Genomic DNA, 17,837 nt, shown 5'->3' with positions numbered 1-17,837 from the left:
CGCTTGACTGAGAAGGGCGACCCCGCGCGGGGTCGCCCTTCTTTCTATTCGGTGAAAGTCTGCAGGACAAAATCCTCGTCGGCCACGCAGGCGAGATGCTCGCTGTCCCAGGAGCAGGTCTGGGACCGTACGCCCTTCAGCGAACCCAGCGGCACAGGGTTGTCCCCGAGGTGCTCGCCCGACATCGAAGGATCATCGGGCGACGCGCTCAGCGCCTTCGAGAACACCAGCATGTTCGCGGCGTCGATGCGCCCCACCACGATCTCCGGCTTGGTCCACGTGACCTTCCCGGCGGCGTCGAGCAGCATCACCTGCCCCGGCGAGGTCTCCTGGGTCGCGACCACGGCGTCACCGACCGGCAGCAGCGTGGCGACGTGCGGCGCGCTGCGATGCCACACCTCCCCACCCTTGGCCGCGTCGATCGCGACGACCTGCGCGGTCTCGCTGTCGTACGACGTCTTCTGCACCCCGCAGATCCGGTCGTCCCCGCACGGGCTCAGCGTCTGCACCCGGTCGTTCGTGCCCGGCGGCGTGTAGAGCACCCGCGGCTCACCGAGCTTGTCCAGGTCGTACGCCAGCATCCGGTGCGCGTCACTCGACTCGGACACGATCAGCCGCCCGTTGTACGCGACGATGTCCTCATCCGGCTGCGCGACGTTCGGCTGCGGTCCCGCCACGATCTTGCCCTTGTCGGCGTCGATCACCCGCACGGAGCGGTCGGCGCCGACCTGCACGATCCGCGGGTCCTTCCCACCGGTGCGCGCGACACCGCCCAGGTCCTCGACGTCGGTCACGGTGACGACTGTCGTGGTGCTCTGGCCGTACTCCGTGGTCGGGCTCTTGAGCTCCCACCCGGCCTTACCCTGCTTCCGGACCCCGAGCCCCACCAGCCTGTTCTCGCTCCGGTCGACCAGCACGGCGGTGTCCCCGGCGAAAAGCAGCTCGTCGTCGGAGTTGATCCGCCGCTCCCACATCTTGTGCCCGCTCTTCGGGTCCAGCAGAACCACCCGCCGGTCACTCGACGCGGACTCGACAGCGGTCACCGCGACGAGCGCATCGGGCACGCTGAAGAACGACTCCCAGCGGGTCGCCGAGCCGGCCTCGACGTTGCTCCACGCGACCTTCCCCGTCCCGGCATCGGCAGCCACCACCCCCAACTGCCCCGCACCGTCATCGGCGGCGAAGAACGCTGTCCCGTCCCGCAGTGCGGTCGCCGAAAAACTCGACGTCACCGGCGCGACCGGCTTCACCCTGACGGGCTCGCTCAGCGGCTGATAGTCCAGCGCCGGATAATCCGGCCAGGCCCGGACAACAAGCCCACCGCCCACACCGAGCACCACAACGGTCAAGGCCGCAACAACCCAGACCCACTTCTTACGGTACGCAGGAAGCCGCCGCTCCTCGCCATCCGTCGACGCCAGCCACGGCTCAGCCGGCGCCCCCGACGTCGGATAGGCCGCCCCACCGGCCGCCAGATGCGCCGCCTCCCCCGTCGCCCACGGGTCGACCGGATCGGCATACTGCGGCGCGGGCCCCTCCCCGGACTCGCCCGAAACCCCGTTGCTCAGCCCGGGTGGCGCGCTCCCCATCCCGGCCGCCTGCACCCCGTTGCTGTGCACCCCGGCGCTCAGCGCGGGCTCGGCCCTGGTCAATGGCATGGGCTCGACCCTGGGCTCGACTCTGGGCTCGACCCTGGGCTGCGTGTCGGGAGCGGGCTCGACAGCGGCTGCGACGGCCTCCACGGTCGCGGTCGGTGCGGCTTCTCCCCGGCCCCGCCCTTCCTCAGCGGCCCCTCCCCCGGCAACCGTTTCCCCAGCGACCGTTTCCCCAGCAACCGTCTGCTCGGCAACCGTTTCCCCGGCGACCGTCTGCTCGGCGACTGTTTCCCCGGCGACCGTTCCCTCGGGGAGCTTCCTGTCGGGGAGCGTTTCCTCCGCGGGCTTTCCTTCTGCGGGCTTCTCCGCGGCGGGCTTTCCCTCGGCGGGCTTCTCCTCGGTCAGGTCGGCGGCCAGGATGGAGCCCTCGGCGACGGGCAGCTCGGGCTGTTCGAGGACGGTCGGGGCGATACCCAACTCGCTGTGCAGCAGGCGCGCGACCAGCGGCACCCTCGACGAGCCCCCGACCAGGAACAACCCGGCAAGGTCGGCCGGAGCCAGCCCCGCGGCCCGGATGACCTCGCCGGCCTCGGCCACGCCCCGCCGCACCAGCCGCCCGGCGACCAGCTCCAGCTCCTCGCGGGTCACCTGCAGCGCGTTCTCGACGCCGGGCACCGGCACCGGCGCCTGGCTCGCGCGCGACAACATCTCCTTCGCCCCGCGTACGTCGTCCCAGAACCGCCGCCGCGCCCGCCACTGCGCGAGCGTCACCGGCTCGGACAACGCCGCCCAGGCCGCAGGCTCCTCGGCCCGCAGCGTGGTGCCCAGATGGTCCACCAGCGCCGCGTCCAGATCCAGCCCACCGAGGTCGTCCAGCCCACCGGACGCCGCGACCTCGAACCGCCCCCGCCCGTCGGCACCGGCCCTGACGTTGCGCACCACAGCGATGTCCAACGTCCCACCGCCGAAGTCGAAGACCCCGATGGCCGACCCGACCGGCACCGGCTGACGCAACACGTCGGCGAAATACCGCGCCGCCGCGACCGGCTCCGCCACCAACTGCGTAGCCACCAGCCGGCCTGGCAAGCCCCCCGCAGCAACCGGCGGCGTCCAGGCGATATCGATCAGCGTCGCGTTCGCACGCGCTTGAACGGGCGCGGCCTGCAAGACTCCGGTGGTGGGCGGCCACCCGGCCCGGGCGATCGCCGCGATCAGCACTTCCTGCCGCTGCGCACCCCACGCGGCAGGATAGGTCACCACCGCAGGCGGAAGATAACCCACCGTAGCGACAGCCTCACGCGCCACCGCCCCCAGCAGCGCCGCCAGCATGTCGGCCACCGGCACCTCGGCCCCGCCCAGCAACACACTCGCCGCATCAACGTGCCGCTTCGGATTGGGCTCGAGCCGGTCCGGCTCCGCATACCCGAGCCGCACAGCATCCCGCCCGACATGCAGCCGCCCGGTCGTATCCAGGTACACCGCCGACGGCAGCAACGGCTGCCCATCGAACAGCAGCGGCCGCACCCGCCCATCAGGCTGACGAAGCATCGCGATCGTATGGGACGTGCCCAGATCAACACCGAGCATGCAGGTCCCCTCCACCAACGTGACCACCCGGCCCGTCACGTTACCTGCCGCCCCCGACCACCCCCAGCCACGCCCGCTGGTCAGCGCCGAATCCCCCGGAACATCAGCCCAGGACCCACCCAAACGGGGACGTTCTCAGATCCGTTCCACAGCGCCGAGAAGATCCTGCGCCAACAAGGCGGTCGCAAGCGCCACCGTCTGCGGGTCCCCCAACCCTTCTTCGGCCCGCCCGGCCATCATCGGGATCGGCGCCTCCGGCCCCGCCCCGGCCAATTCGCCCATCTGCCGCAGAGCCTGATCGGTCACGGACGCACTGATCGGGTCCTCGAGAAGACGACGAATGCCTTCAGCCAACGATGCCGTCTCCACCGCCACGAGGATCCGATACCTATCGTGAGCGTCCTTGTCATTCAGCCGCCGCGGCGTCTCGACGCGCTCCGAGATCTTGTAGGTCTTCGCCACGAGCAACGCAGCCGGTCCCGCAACTCTCGCGTCATAGGCACGCTCGTCGGCCGGATCCAGCGCCCGCACCTTCTCGACAGTGTTGTCGACGACGGTTGCCTCCAACCCCCGAGCCCGCCGCATTGCGCGTCGGTCGTGCGGAGGTATCCGCGCGCCCCGGGCATTCGGGCCGCCTGCGCCGGCAAGTAGCTCCGGGACCATCAGGTCGACAGGTATCCCCATCGCGTTGATCCAGGACCCCGGTTGACCATGCAGAGGGTCGGGCAGGAAGCCGGCGGCTTTCATCGCGGCTTCCACATGGGGGTTCTCCCCGAGCGCCCGGGGATCGATGGCGAGGTCGCTGTCCTTGGTCGCCTCCGCAAGCGCGACCTGGGCACGACCGGTTCGCAGATAAACAGCCTGCGCACCGATTACGACGACCGCGTTCCGATGATCAGCCAGGGCTTCGAGCGCATCGAGCATCGCCGCTCGGGATCGGACCAGGAGATCGCTGGGCGGCGGCTGGGGGTCAGGAACGCCAGGCCTGCTCATTGGCCACCATCCAGTGGAGGAGCTCTTCTGCCTCCTGCGGGCTTCGCCCCGGACCGGTCATGAGGTCCACGAACACCTGGGTGGGGGCCGCGATCCTGACGCCATCGGCATTCGTGGAGGTGCGCACGAACGGGACATCGATCGCGGGCTCGGCCAGCATGACGTTCGCACCGGCGTCCGCTGGACGCAGATCCCATTGTGCGGCGGCTGTCCCGGCGTCGGCCGTGTAGATCATTGCCGAGCGGGCCGGCGCGTGCGGAGCCCATTGTGCTGCCGCAAGGGTCCCGGTCAGCGCGTATTCCAGGGCTTCGGTGCGGGGAAGGCGTTTCACCAGGTCTTCGAGGCCTCGCGGCGCTATCCACCGAGTTACCCGGCCGTTTTCGACGAAGCTGTAGTCGTCGCTCCAGCGCAGAAGCACTTTGTCCCAACGTGGCACCGTTACCGCGCCACGAGCCCCTCGCTCGGCGAGCCCTTCCCGCTCAAGGAAATCGATCACCCGGTAGGCCGCCCCCGTGGATGCCCCGGAGGTTGTGACCAGTTCGCGAATGGTCCAGTCACGAGCGAAGTCGGCGATCGCGCGCACGATTCTCGCTGCTGGGACGCCCTTGAGGGTGCCGCGTGGCCGGCCGGGACCACGCCAGGGGTCTCCGTCAGCGCCCCGGTCCGCGATGAACAGCCCGGGAGATGTGACCTCGAGACGAATGTTGCCCGTCGTATCCACGAAGGAAAGACCGCGCTCGGCCAGCTGTTCACGCACCTGGGGGGACAGGTAGCGAGCAGCTAGGATGCCTTGACCATTGACCACTTGCTCAGCGTAAGCCATCAGCTGGTCGCCCACGGCCCCGACATCGCGCCCGTCGAGCATCGTTTTAGCCTCAACCACAAGAGAGGCCGATCGACCGTCGGGCGCGGTCAGCTGGTACAGGGCATCGATCCGGCCATCGGTCAGCGCGGCAACTTCCACAGGCTGGATCGACCACCCCCGGGGCAGGCGTGATGCCAGGTTGGCAGCGGCGCGGCGCACCACTTCAACCTCGCTCACAGGAGGCTCGGTAGCAATCTCCATCAGCAGCCCGTTCGGGTAATTGGCATGTTCCGCTGTCAGCGGAACACAAGCATAACCCGAACAAGGATGGCCGCCACCTGCGTTTTTACACTACAACGATGCACGCGCATCTTGATGTTCGGGAAATTGCCGTGTTCCGCTGTCAGCGGAACACGGCAATTTCCCGAACGGAGACCGGGCTGGTTACTTGTACGTGCGGCGGCGGCTTACCTCGGCCAGGGTGACCGCGGCGGCGACGCTGGCGTTGAGGGACTCCACTTCGGAGGCCATGGGGATGCTGACCAGCATGTCGCAGGTTTCGCCGACGAGGCGGGAGATGCCCCGGCCTTCCGAGCCCACCACCACGAGGAGGGGCCCGGAGGCTGCCTCGAGCTGGTAGAGGTCGACTTCGCCGTCGGCGTCGAGGCCGATGGCGGTGAAGCCGGCCTGCTGGGCTGCCTTGATGGCGCGGGTCAGGTTGACGACCTGGGAGACCGGGACGCGGGCTGCCGCGCCCGCGCTGGTGCGCCAGGCGGTGGGGGTGATGCCTGCGGCGCGGCGTTCGGTGATGAAGACGCCGTGGGCTCCGAAGGCGGCGACGGAGCGGATGACCGCGCCGAGGTTGCGGGGGTCCGTGACGCCGTCGAGGGCGACCAGGAGCGGGGCCGTCTGTTCGAGGGCGGCTGCTACCAGGTCGTTGAAGTCCTCGTAGGCGAACGGGGGCACCTGCAGGCCGACGCCCTGGTGCATGACGCCACCGGTCATCCGGTCGAGCTCGAGCCGGCTGATCTCGAGGATCGGGATGCCGCGGTCGCCCGCCGTGCGGACGATCTCGGTGATGCGGTCGTCGATGTCGATGCCCTGCGCCATGTAGAGCGCGGTGGACGGGATGTTGGCGCGCAGCGCCTCGACCACCGGGTTGCGGCCGAGCAGGAGCTCGGGGCCTTCCTTGGTGGGGTTGGAGCGGCGTCCGGGGGCGATGCGCGGGCCGCCCCGGGTCTGGGCCCGGTTGCCGCGCTGCTGGGTGGGGCGTCCGGAGGTTCCGCGGCCGCCGCCACGACCCCAGGTGGTGTCCTTCGAGCCGGGCAGGCCGATCTTGGGGACGCGCCCCTCGGCGGCTGCCGCTTTGCGCTCTTTGTCCTGCTTACGGGCGGTCTTGTTGGGGAGCTTCTCCGTGCCGGAGTAGCCCTTGTGCCACGGCCGTTCGTCGGCGGGCAGCGTCTTGCCACGGGGCTTGAGGCTGCCCGTGCGGTTCTTACCGCCGGAGCCGGCCGCCGCGCCCTTCTTGTTGGTCGCCCGCTTGCTCGCGTTGCTTGAATTGCCCGGCATCAGTGCTGTTCTCCTACCGTCCATCGCGGCCCGGCCGGAGTGTCCTCCACCTGAATACCCGCGTTCTTGAGCTGGTCGCGGACCGAGTCGGCCGCGCCCCAGTCCTTGCGTGCCCGGGCCTGCGTGCGCTGTTCCAGCGCGAGCGCCACCAGCGAATCGACCACCGGTTTGAGGTCACTACCGGTGTCGCCGCCGCCCCAGGCCTCGTCGAGAGGGTCGAGGCCGAGCACTCCGAGCATGGCACGCACCTCGGTGAGCGCTGCCCGGACCCCGGTCTCGTCCGATTCCGCGAGGGCCGTGTTGCCCACGCGGATCGTGTCGTGCACGACGGCGAGCGCCGCCGAGGTGTTGAGATCGTCGTTCATCGCGGCGGCGAACGCCGGCGGCACTGCCTTGGGCCGGCCGGGGCCGACCACCTCGACGGCGCGCTGCACGAAGCCTTCGATCCGCCTGTAGGCCGTGGCGCCCTCACGCAGGGCGTCGTCGGAGTAGTCGATGCGCGATCGGTAGTGCGGCGCGCCCAGGTAGTAGCGCAGCTCCACCGGGCGGATGCCCATCTCGCGGACCGCTTCGACATCGATGACGTTGCCCAGGGACTTGCTCATCTTGGCGTCGCCGAGGTTGAGCAGCGCGTTGTGCACCCAGTAGCGGGCGAACGGCAGCCCGGCCGCGTGGGACTGGGCGATCTCGTTCTCGTGGTGCGGGAACGTGAGGTCGAGGCCGCCGCCGTGGATGTCGAACTCGGCGCCGAGGTAGCGCCGGGCCATCGCGGAGCACTCGATGTGCCAGCCGGGGCGGCCACGGCCCCACGGCGAGGGCCACGAGGCGTCGGTCGGCTCGTCGGCCTTCACGCCTTTCCAGAGAGCGAAGTCCTCGGCGTTGCGTTTGCCGCGCTCGGGGGCCTCGCCGGCGGAGAGCATGTCCTCCGGCTTCTGTCCGGAGAGCGAGCCGTATTCCGGATAGGTGTGCACGTCGAAGTAGACGTCGCCGGTGCCTTCGGCGGAGACATACGCGTGGCCGCCCGCGATCAGCTCGCCGATCAGCTCGTGGATCTCGGGGATGTGCCCGGTCGCGAGCGGCTCGTAGGTCGGCGGCTGCACGTTGAGCGCGCGGTAGTCGGCGTCGAGGACGAGCTTGTTCGCGTAGGCGATCGCCCAGAACGGCTGACCGCCCTGCAGCGACTTGACCAGGAGCTTGTCGTCGATGTCGGTGACGTTGCGGATGAACGTGACCTCGTTGCCGGTGTGGGTCAGCCAGCGCCGCAGCATGTCGTAGTTGACACCGCTGCGCAGATGGCCGATGTGCGGGACCGACTGGACGGTGAGCCCACACACGTAGATGCCGATCTGCCCCGGCGTCTTCGGAACGAAGTCGCGGACGGATCGGGTCGCGGTGTCATGCAGCCTCATCGTCACCGCATAAGGGTACCGACCGCACCAACGCGATGCCGCCCCGCCCGAAGGACGGGCGAGGCGGTCATCCACAGAGTTATCCACAGGGCCCGCAGGCGAAGATCAACGACCTCCGACGGCGGCGTACGCGTCAGCGATGCCGTGCCCGTAGAAGCTGTTGAAGGACTTCGGCCCGGCGCAGTACGCGTCGTACTCGACCGGGTAGCCCTCGTTGGCGTAGCTCCGCAGCCGGGGCTCCGGGCACGCCGTCTCCGCCGCGGTCCTGACGAGCCGCGCCTGAACCAGGTCGGGGTTCATCGTCAGCCCGCCGCGCCAGAAGTCGCGGTGGCCGTACTTGCTGATGATCAGCGCCGCGACGCCGGCCACGTGCGGCGAGGCCATCGAGGTGCCGGCTAGGTACACGTAGTAGCCGCACTTCCCGGCCTTCGTGCAGTCCTTGAACACGTTGGCGGCGATGACGTTCCCGTCGGCGTCCACCCGGCCGGTCGCCTGGAGGACGTTCAGCGGGTACGACGACAGGATGTTGTTCGCCGTCTGGTTGTACTGCGGGGTGCCGAAGAAGTCCCGGGTGAAGCCACCCGGCCCGGCGACCGTGATCTGCTCGGTGCCGTAGTTGGAGTAGTGCGACTTCGACTTCGACGGGCCGACCGCGGAGACGGCGATGACGTTCGGGCCCTCCGCGGGCAGCGTGAAGCAGGTGGAGTTGTCGAGCGGCCGGTAGTACGGGTCGGTCCCGTAGTCGGGGCTGGTCGTGTCCTCCTGCGGGTCGTTCAGGTTGTCGTACTGGTTGCCGGCGGCGCCGACCAGCGTGACGCCCCGCTTGTGGGCGTAGTTCAGCGCCCGGTTGACGCCCGCGATGATGGCCCGCTGCTCGGCCTGCGCCTCGGGGGCGTCGGCCGGGTTGGCCTTGCAGTTGTAGAGCCACGGGTCGACGTAGAACGACATGTTGACCACGTCGATGCCGACGTCACCGGCGTATGTGAGCGCGTTGACCACCGGGTCGAGGAAGAAGTAGCCCGAGTCCTGGCCGCCCTTGAGCTCGACCAGCGTCACGTTGGGCGCGACACCGGTGACGCCGGAGCCGTTGGCCGCCGCGGCGATGGTGCCGGCCACGTGCGTGCCGTGCCCGCCGTCGTCGGTGCCGGCCGGGTCGACACAGCTCGCGACCTCGCACGCGCCGTCGATCTCCGGGATGTCGGGCGCGAAGTTGCGGGACAGTTTGCTGCTGTAGTTGGGCGCGAGGTCGGGGTTGCTCGCGTCCAGGCCGGTGTCGAGGACGCCGACGGTGACACCGCGCTCGCCCTTCTCGATGGCGTGGGCCTTGTCGGCCTTGACCATCTTGAGGCCCCAGAGCTTGTCGTCGAGCGGGTCGGCCTTGGGGACCCCGGACGACGACGCGCCGCCCCGGCCCTCGGTGATCGGCTTCTCGACCGGCGACGGGTTGGGGGCGTACCCGATGGGCTTGCGGGCGGCGGCACCGATCAGCGCGCCCGACTTCGCGGCCTTGGCCTTGAAGTCGGCGGCGGCCGACGAGACCCGGTAGGTCCCGACGGCCGCGTTGCTGCTCACGACCGTGCCACCGGCGGCGGTGATCGCGGCGATGGCATCGGCGGCGGAAACCCCGTCACCGGCGACCACCGTGTATTCGCTGGTGCCCGTGGAAGCGGTGGAGGGTGCGGCGGTCGCCGACGAGATCGGCAGACCGGCGAGGAGGGCAAGACCCGTCGCGGTGGCGACGACTCCTGCCGTCAGGCGTCTTCTCATCACCGCATTCCATCGAAGAACACGATGATCCACAAGGGTCGTCACCCCCCGCCCGCGCGCCGTTGATCAGGGACGGGTCATTCGCAGTACATCAAGCGCCGAATCCAGCTGATCCTCGGTCAAAGTGCCGTTGGCGACATGTCCACGTTCGAGGACTACCGCCCGGATGGTCTTGTCTTCCTTCAGGGCTTGTTTCGCGATCGCGGCGGCCTCGTCATAGCCGAGGACGCGGTTCAGCGGGGTGACGATGGACGGCGATCCCTCCGCGTAGCCACGGGTGATCTCCTCGTTGACCTCCAGCCCGGCGACGCAGCGGTCGGCGAGCATCCGGGCGGCCGCGGCGATCAGCTTGATCGACTCGAGCAGGTTGCGGGCCATCACCGGGAGCATCACGTTGAGCTCGAAGTCGCCCTGGCTGCCGGCGAACGCGACGGCCGCGTCGTTGCCGATGACCTGGGCGGCGACCTGGCGCACCGACTCGGGCACCACCGGGTTCACCTTGCCCGGCATGATCGACGAACCGGGCTGCAGGTCGGGCAGGCGCAGCTCGCGCAGCCCCGCGCGCGGGCCGGAACCCATCCAGCGGATGTCGTTGACGATCTTGTAGAGGCCGACGGCGATGACACGCAGCTGCCCCGACGCCTCGACCAGCGCGTCCCGGGCGCCCTGTGCCTCGAAGTGGTTGCGGGCCTCGCTCAACGGCAGCCCGGTCAGCTCACGCAGCCGCTCGATCACGGCCGGGGCGAACCCGGGCGGCGTGTTCACCCCGGTGCCGACGGCGGTGCCACCGAGCGGGAGCTCACCGAGCCTCGGCAGGGTGGCGCCGAGCCTTTCGACGCCGTAGCGCACCTGAGCTGCGTACCCGGAGAATTCCTGACCCAGGGTGACCGGAGTCGCGTCCATGAGGTGTGTGCGGCCTGATTTCACGACCTCCGCCCAGGCCGCGGCCTTGTCGCTCAGCGCGCGCTCGAGATGCTCCAGGGCCGGGATCAGGTCGCTGGTCACCGCCTCCGTCGCGGCCAGGTGGATCGAGGAGGGGAAGACGTCGTTGCTGGACTGCGACGCGTTGACGTGGTCGTTGGGGTGCACCGGGCGGCCCAGCTCGCGGGAGGCGAGCGTCGCGATGACCTCGTTGGTGTTCATGTTGGACGACGTGCCGGAGCCGGTCTGGAAGACGTCGATCGGGAACTGGTCGTCATAACCGCCCTCGGCGACCCGCGTCGCGGCGGTCACGATCGCCTTGGCCAGGTCGTCCTCCAGCACGCCGAGGCCCGCGTTCACCTGCGCGGCCGCGCCCTTGATCCGGGCCAGCGCCCGGATGTGCGAGGACTCCAGCCCCCGCCCGGAGATGGGGAAATTCTCCACCGCCCGCTGCGTCTGCGCGCGCCAGAGGGCATCGGCTGGGACCCGGACCTCGCCCATCGTGTCGCGCTCGATCCGGAATCCGCTCTCGTCAGTCGTCGTCACGCCTCCATCCTCCCTCCGCGAAGGGCGGGACGCAGTTGATCCGTGCCACTCTTCAGGCGTCCAGCTCCCCGAGCCGGCGGTCGGCCTCGTCCCGCCGCGGGGAGCCGATCCGATCGAAGATCCCCCGCGCGTGCCACCAGTGGCGACGCGCCGCGCCCGGGTCGCCCCGGGCGGCCGCGCAGGCGCCGAGACCCTCGAACGCACGCCCTTCCTGCAGCTGCGCGCCCGTGTGCTGGGCACTGCTCAGGGCGTGTTCGTGCTGCTCCCCGGCCCGCTCGTAGTCACCCGTCACGAGCAGGGCCACCCCGAGGTCGTTGGCGACGAGCGGCACCGCGACCCGCCAGCCGAGCTCTCGGGCAAGGTCGAGTGCCGCACCGTACGCCACAGCGCCGCGCACAGCCCGCCCCCGCCGGACTTCGAGCAGGCCACGCAGTCGCAGCACCTCGATCCGTTCCACCAGAAAGCCGGACCTGCGCAGCACCCCGTCGGCAGCGTCCAGCAGCCGCCCGGCGGGTTCCAGGTCACCGAGCTCGATCCGGGCGCGGGCGACATCCGACAGGCAGACACCGACCGGCCCGGTGAGCTTGCGTTCCACGGCGTCCTGCAGCCCGGCCCGGGCGTACCCGAGGGCCTCCCTGTGACGGCCGAGCTCGTTCAGCACGCGGGCCAGGCCGGATGTCCGAGCTGCCGCGCCGGGGCTCGCCCCCTGCTGCCGGAGGTCCTGGAAAACGCGATCGGCCTCGGCGTGAGCCTCCTGCTGCCGACCGAGTTCCAGCAGGATCGCGGCCCGGCCGGTGTCCAGCCGGTCGAGGGCCTCGGCGAGCCGACCGGCCCCGGCCAGCGCGGCGGCCAGGCAGTCACCGATCAGCGTCACCGCTCGCCGGTCACCGGTGCGCTGCGCAGCGGCCAGGCCCTCGGTCTGCACGGTGATGAGTTCCTCCGGATGACCGAGGTGGTAGAGGTAGCTCCCACTGACCTGGGCCAGCTGCCAGGCGGCGCGGGGTTCACCGGCGCGGATCAGGGGCGCCAGGCTCGTTCGCTGCTCCGCCAGCCAATCGGGCTCGGCGACGGCCCGCGCGACCAGATCGGGACGAGCGGCGGGCGGCAGGTCGATCCCGGCCCGGGTCAGCTCCGCGGTCGCGTGCAGGTGCAGGTCGAGGAGCTGCGACAGGGCCTGGCCGTCGGACTCCGCCAGGCTCGCCGCGTACTGCCGGACAAGCTCGTGCAGCCGGTAGCGGTGCGGGTCCGGTTCCTCGATCAGATGTACGTCCACCAGGTCATCGATCAGGTCCTGCGCCTCGGGCAACGGCAGCCCACCGAGCGCCGCGACCGACACCACACCGAAGCGCTCGGCAGGATGCAGGCCCAGCAGCCGGAACAAGCGCTGCGCCGGCTCCGGCAGCCGGCGGTACGACAACGCGATCGCACCGGCCACCGTCCGGTCCTCGGCCGCGAGCTCGGCGAGCGCCGACGCGCTCAACCGGGCGGCGAGGTCACCGACCGCCCATCGGGGACGGTGCGCGAGCCGGGCACCCGCGAGCCGGATGGCCAGGGGCAGGAGACCGCAGCGCCGGACGACCTCCAGGGCAGCCTCGGGCTCGGCGGCCACCCGTACGCCGGCGATCCTGCCGAGCAGGGCGACGGCCTCCGGCTCGTCGAGCATCGGCAACGACTCGGGGTGGCCGCCGTCGAGACCCAGCAACCGGTGCCGGCTGGTCACCACGACGAGGCCCGCCGACGAGGACGGCAGCAGGCGGGCAACGTGGGCGCTGGACTCCGCGTTGTCGAGGATCACCAGGGCCCGGCGCCCCGCCAGCTCCGATCGCCACAGCTCGGCCCGGCCGTCGAGGTCCGGCGGGATCCGGTCGGCGGCGACGCCCAGTTGCCGCAACAGATCCAGCAGGGCCGCGGCCGGGGCGAGCGGTTCACCCTCGCTGAATCCCCGCAGGTCGATGAAGAGCTGAGCATCCGGGTACGCGCCCCTGAGCAGCTCCGCCGCCTGCAACGCCACGGCTGTCTTGCCGCTGCCCGCCATGCCGTCCACGGTCAGCACCGTCGTCACGGCGGCGGCCCGCACCAGCCGCTCCACCGTCGCATCGCGCCCGGTGAAGTCGCCGACGGTACGGGGCAGGTTCCGGACCGGCGCGAACCGGGGTCGGACGGCCGGCGCGGGCGCCACCTCCCCGGCCACGATGCGATCGTGCAGATCCCGCAGCGCGGGGCCCGGCTCGATGCCCAGCTCCTCGCGGAGCAGCTCGACGGTTCTGGCGTACTCCGCGAGAGCGTCGGCCCGTCGCCCGAGCCGGTGCAGGACGAGCATCAGCTGGGCGCGCAGCCGCTCGCGCAACGGGAAACTGTCGACCAGCCCGGTGAGCTCGGCGACAAGGTCCCGCTCGTGGCCGGCCGCCAGCTGCACGTCGATCCAGTCCTCAACCGCCGCCGCGCGCTGTTCGTCGAGCACCGCGGCGAGTCGGCGGACACCTCGCGCGTCGAGACCGACCAGGGCGGGCCCGCGCCACAGCGCCAGCGCTTCGCGGAACAGCTTCGCCGCCTCGTCCGGGGTGTTCCCCTCGGCGCGGGCCCGCTCGGTCAGCCGGGTGAACCGCGCCGCGTCCAGGTCCTCCGGAGCCGTCACGACGGCGTACCCCGCCGGGTCGGTACGGATGATCCCGGCGGGCAGCACCCGGCGCAGCCGCGACACACAGGTCTGCAGTTGCGCCCGGGCAGTGGCGGGCGGGCCGTCCTCCCACACCGCGCTGATCAGCTCCTCGACGCCGACGATCCGCCCCGCGCGCAGGATCAGCATGGCGAGAACGGTGCGGTCCCGCCCCGCGGTGATCGCCAGCTCGAGACCGCCGTAGGTCACCACGAGCGGTCCCAGGATGCCCAGGCGTACCTCGGTCACCGGTCGAGCCCGGCCAGCACGCGTTCGACCTCGCCCCTTCCCGGCACGCCCATCCGATCGAAGATCGCGAGCGCGCGCCACAGGTAACGGCGCGCGGCCTCCGGGTCGCTCGCCGCCGTGCAGGCGCCCAGCCACTGCAGGGCCCGGCCCTCCTCGAGCTCGGCACGGATCCGGCGGCTCGTCGTCAGCGCCTGCCCGAGCCGCTGCACGGCGACCTCGGTGTCACCCTGTGCCCAGGCCGCCCGGCCGAGCCCGATCTCCGCGTGGGCCACGGTCAGCCAGTCGCCGGATCCCCGCGCGTCGTCCAGCGCGGCGAGGAACCATTCGGTGGCTGCCTGCGGACGGTCCCGCTGCAGCTCGACGAGGCCGAGCAGATGCAACGCCTCGGGCCGGGCGGAGGCGAACCCGATCGTCCGGGAGAACCACAGCACGGACATCAGCACGCGTTCGACCTGCGCCGTCTGGCCGAGCCCCAACCGGGCCTCGGAGATCGCGACCAGCGAGGACGCGGCCAGCGCCCGGTCCCCGGTCTCGACAGCGGCCTGCAGCGTGTGGCGGGCGGAGCGCAGGGCTTCCGGCCACCGGCCGAGCAGGAGCCGGGTCGCCGCCAGCCCGGAATTGCAGCGGGCGAGGCCGAACAGATCCTGGCGGGCGCGCATCAGGTCGTACGCGCGCTGGATCTCCGCCAGCGCCTCGTGCGGCCGGCCCATCCGCTGCAGCACCCCGCCGAGGTTGTAACGCGCCCTCGCCTCACCGGTCGCGTTACCCAGCCGGACCTCGTGGGTGAGCGTCTCCGTCAACCGCTCCACGGCCTGGGCGTACTGACCGGCGCGGTAGTAGCCCGAGGCCAGGGAGTTGTTCAGGGTCGCGATCCCGCGCTCGTCCCCGTCCTCGCGCGCCATCGCCAGGCCCAGCTCCTGCACCGCGATCATGTCGTCGTGGTAGTTGCGCTCGTACAGGAAGCGCCACGTGACCCGGGCCAGCATCCACCCGTCGGTGATCGCCCCGATCTGCGCCGCCGCCCGGATCAACGCCAGCAGGGCAGGGCGCTGATCCTCCATCCAGCCGGGATCGTCGACGGCTCGCGCCACCAGCTCGGGGCGGTCCCTCGGCTGCGGGCCGCCGGTGAAGCCGACGCCCAGCTCGATGCGCCGGTTGAGCTCGGTGCTGGCCTCCAGGTGCAGGCCGATCAGCTGGGCCAGCGCTGCCGTACGCCGCTCGGGCGCGATCGTCTCGGCGAGCTGGACGGCGTACTGGCGGACCAGGTCGTGCAGCCGGTAGACGTTCGGGGCCGGCTCCTCGATCAGGTTCACGTCGACCAGGTCGTCCAGGACCTCCTGCGCCCGGGTCAGGGACAGGCCGGCGAGCGCGGCCACCGACACGGCACCGAACCGGTCGGCGGGATGCAGGCCGAGCAGCCGGAACAACTGCTGATCGGGCTCCGGCAGCTGACCGTACGACAGGGCGAACGCGTTCACGACGCTGCGGTCCTCGGCCGCCAGCTCCGGAAGCGCCGACTCCCACAGCCGCCCGACGAGATCGTGCACCGCCCATCGTGGCCGGTGGGCGAGCCGGGACCCGGCGAGCCGGATCGCGAGCGGCAGGCAACCGCAGCGCCGGACGAGGTCCAGGGCGGCCTCCGGCTCGGCGGCGACCCGCTCACCGACGATCCGGCCGAGCAACGCGACGGCTTCCGCCTCCTCGAGGACCGGCAGTGACTCGGGGTGCCCGCCGTCGAGGCCGAGCAGTCTGCGCCGGCTGGTCACCACGACGAGGTTCGACGGCGAGGCCGGCAGCAGCGGGAGCACCTGGGCGCTGGACGCGGCGTTGTCCAGGATCACCAGCGCCCGGCGGCGGGCCAGCTCGGAGCGCCACAGACCGGCCTGCGCGTCCAGCCCGGGCGGCACCCTGTCCATCTCGACGCCCAGCTGGCGCAGCAGGGCGAGCACCGCCGCGGCCGGGTCGAGCGGCCGGCCCTCGCTGTGCCCCTGCAGATCGAGAAAGAGCTGGGCATCCGGGTACGCGTCCGCGAGCAGCTCCGCGACCCGCAACGCCAGCGTCGTCTTGCCGCTCCCGGCCATCCCGTCGACCGTCAGCAGCGTGGTCTGCGCCGCGGCACCCACTAGCCGGTCCACTGTCTCGTCCCGGCCGGTGAAGTCGCCGACGGTCCGGGGCAGGCTACGGACCGTCTTGCCACCGGCCTGGCCCGGGGCCGGTTCGTCGGCCCCGGTCAGCACGCGGCGATGCAGATCCTGCAGCTCCGGGCCCGGCTGGATGCCCAGCCGCTCCTGGAGGATCTGACGAGCCCGGCGGTATTCCGCGAGCGCCTCGGCGCGCCGGCCAAGTCGATGCAGGGCGAGCATCAACTGCGCGCGCAGCCGCTCCCGCAGCGGATATGCCTCGACCAGGCCGGTCAGCTCGGCGACGAGCTCCCGCTCCCGCCCCGCTGTCAGCTCGAGATCGATCCACTCCTCGACCGCGTTACCGCGCTGCTCGTCGAGGACGGCGGCGAGCCGGCGCACGGCACGGGCCTCGATCCCGGCGAGCGCAGGGCCGCGCCACAGAGCCAGGGCCTGCCGATATCGCTCCGGATCGGTGCCGGCCCGCGTGGTGAGCCGGGTGAACAGGCCGGCGTCCAGGTCGTCCGGCGACACCGCGATGCCGTATCCCGCCGGGTCGGTGCGGATCACGTCCCACGGCAGCGCCCGTCGCAGCCGCGACACACAGGTCTGCAACTGACCGCGGGCGGTCACGGGCGGGTCGTCGCCCCACACCGCGTCGATCAGCTCCTCGACACCGACGATCCGGCCGGGCTGCAGCAGCAGCAACGCCAGAACCGTGCGGTCCCGCCCCGCGGTGATCGCGACCTCGCGGGCGTCGTCGGTCACCACGAGCGGCCCCAGAATGCCGAACCGCACCGCGCCACCTCCGAGCCTCATCGATTTCCGACCTTAGCCGGTGAGAGCGCAACGACAGTGGAACGAGAGAGCCACAAGACACTCTGTGGGAGCAACGGCCGCTCCGCTCCTGCACCCGACACCCCCTACGGGGCGGGGCGGTCGTAACGGGGGTGTTCAGCTCGTCCACCGGATGGTGGGCGAGCTGTTCATCGTGGGGCCGTCGCTGTGCGAAGTTGGACGGCGACTAGCTGCGGAAGTATCGTCGGCGGGGTTTTTGGACTTCCCCGACGAACAGGATCTTTATGCGACGCGCCCTCATCGCCGTGACGTTCGGTGGACTGCTTCTCAGCGGAGCGGCCTGCAGCAGCGACGGCGACACGGACTCCGCGACCGAGGCCCCGACGATCGTCACACCCTCGTCGGCGCCGGCGTCGACGACCCCGCCGCCGGACTACTCGGCGAACACCAGGGCGGTCTGCGCCAAGGTCACGAAGATCTACAACACCGAGCTCGAGGACTTCGGTACGGAGATCGGCAAGATGATCGCGTACAAGGAGAAGAAGCAGACCAAGGAAGCCGACGCCGCCGAGAAGGCAGCGGGCAAGCAGCTCAAGGATGCCGGCGCCCAGCTGAAGAAGGAGACCGCCGCGGCCCAGGATCCGAAGATCCAGGACGCCGGTGCCGCCTCGGCTGCCAAGCTCACCGCCAGCGCCACGGACACCAAGTTCTTCGACAAGATCAAGACCGAGAAGGACTTCGAGAAGACCATCGAGGCCCAGATCACGGAGTGGATGACCCCGGTGACCGGCTTCTGCGCGACCTGATCGGCCTCAGCGGCTC

10 protein-coding genes are annotated in these 17,837 nt (G+C 70.9%); 1 reads left to right on the top strand and 9 read right to left on the bottom strand.

The window, feature by feature from the left end; translation table 11 throughout:
• Nucleotides 1-44 precede the first annotated feature (44 nt).
• The 9 genes from Aco04nite_RS01565 to Aco04nite_RS01525 all read right to left on the bottom strand — a co-directional run bounded on the left by Aco04nite_RS01565 (nt 45) and on the right by Aco04nite_RS01525 (nt 17,036).
• Nucleotides 45-3,143, bottom strand: a complete 3,099-nt coding sequence (locus Aco04nite_RS01565) for an Hsp70 family protein (protein ID WP_244875667.1) — start codon at nt 3,141-3,143, stop codon at nt 45-47.
• A 174-nt stretch (nt 3,144-3,317) separates the two neighbouring features.
• Entirely contained in the window at nt 3,318-4,106 is a 789-nt protein-coding gene (locus Aco04nite_RS01560; RefSeq protein ID WP_212995397.1) for a hypothetical protein, read from the bottom strand.
• A gap of 46 nt (nt 4,107-4,152) precedes the next feature.
• The gene (locus Aco04nite_RS01555; protein WP_212995396.1) at nt 4,153-5,217 is read right to left on the bottom strand and encodes a type IV toxin-antitoxin system AbiEi family antitoxin; all 1,065 of its coding nucleotides are present in this window, start codon (nt 5,215-5,217) and stop codon (nt 4,153-4,155) included.
• Between the two features lie 207 nt (nt 5,218-5,424).
• Nucleotides 5,425-6,549, bottom strand: a complete 1,125-nt coding sequence (rlmB, locus tag Aco04nite_RS01550) for a 23S rRNA (guanosine(2251)-2'-O)-methyltransferase RlmB (RefSeq protein ID WP_212995395.1) — start codon at nt 6,547-6,549, stop codon at nt 5,425-5,427.
• Nucleotides 6,549-7,964 (bottom strand): cysteine--tRNA ligase, encoded by a 1,416-nt coding sequence (gene cysS, locus Aco04nite_RS01545; protein WP_212995394.1) that lies wholly within the window; start codon nt 7,962-7,964, stop codon nt 6,549-6,551. The genes rlmB and cysS overlap by 1 nt, the downstream gene beginning before the upstream one ends.
• 99 nt (nt 7,965-8,063) lie before the next feature.
• On the bottom strand, nt 8,064-9,725 hold the full coding sequence (locus tag Aco04nite_RS01540; RefSeq protein ID WP_212995393.1) for a S8 family serine peptidase: 1,662 nt from the start codon (nt 9,723-9,725) through the stop codon (nt 8,064-8,066).
• Between the two features lie 66 nt (nt 9,726-9,791).
• Nucleotides 9,792-11,147 carry a class II fumarate hydratase gene (locus Aco04nite_RS01535; RefSeq protein WP_438874888.1) on the bottom strand — a complete coding sequence of 452 codons (1,356 nt, stop codon included), beginning with the start codon at nt 11,145-11,147 and terminating at the stop codon, nt 9,792-9,794.
• Between the two features lie 97 nt (nt 11,148-11,244).
• On the bottom strand, nt 11,245-14,097 hold the full coding sequence (locus tag Aco04nite_RS01530; protein ID WP_244875666.1) for an AfsR/SARP family transcriptional regulator: 2,853 nt from the start codon (nt 14,095-14,097) through the stop codon (nt 11,245-11,247).
• Nucleotides 14,094-17,036, bottom strand: coding sequence for an AfsR/SARP family transcriptional regulator (locus Aco04nite_RS01525; protein ID WP_244875665.1), 2,943 nt, complete (start codon nt 17,034-17,036; stop codon nt 14,094-14,096). The genes Aco04nite_RS01530 and Aco04nite_RS01525 overlap by 4 nt, the downstream gene beginning before the upstream one ends.
• Before the next feature lie 263 nt (nt 17,037-17,299).
• On the opposite strand from Aco04nite_RS01525, the gene Aco04nite_RS01520 reads away from it, so the two are divergent.
• Nucleotides 17,300-17,821: a hypothetical protein gene (locus Aco04nite_RS01520; RefSeq protein ID WP_212995391.1), complete on the top strand. Its 522-nt coding sequence runs from the start codon at nt 17,300-17,302 to the stop codon at nt 17,819-17,821.
• The last annotated feature ends 16 nt before the right edge of the window (nt 17,822-17,837 follow it).

Source organism: Winogradskya consettensis, from assembly GCF_018332715.1.
GTDB lineage: Bacteria > Actinomycetota > Actinomycetes > Mycobacteriales > Micromonosporaceae > Actinoplanes > Actinoplanes consettensis.
This window is presented reverse-complemented; position numbering and strand designations above follow the sequence as displayed.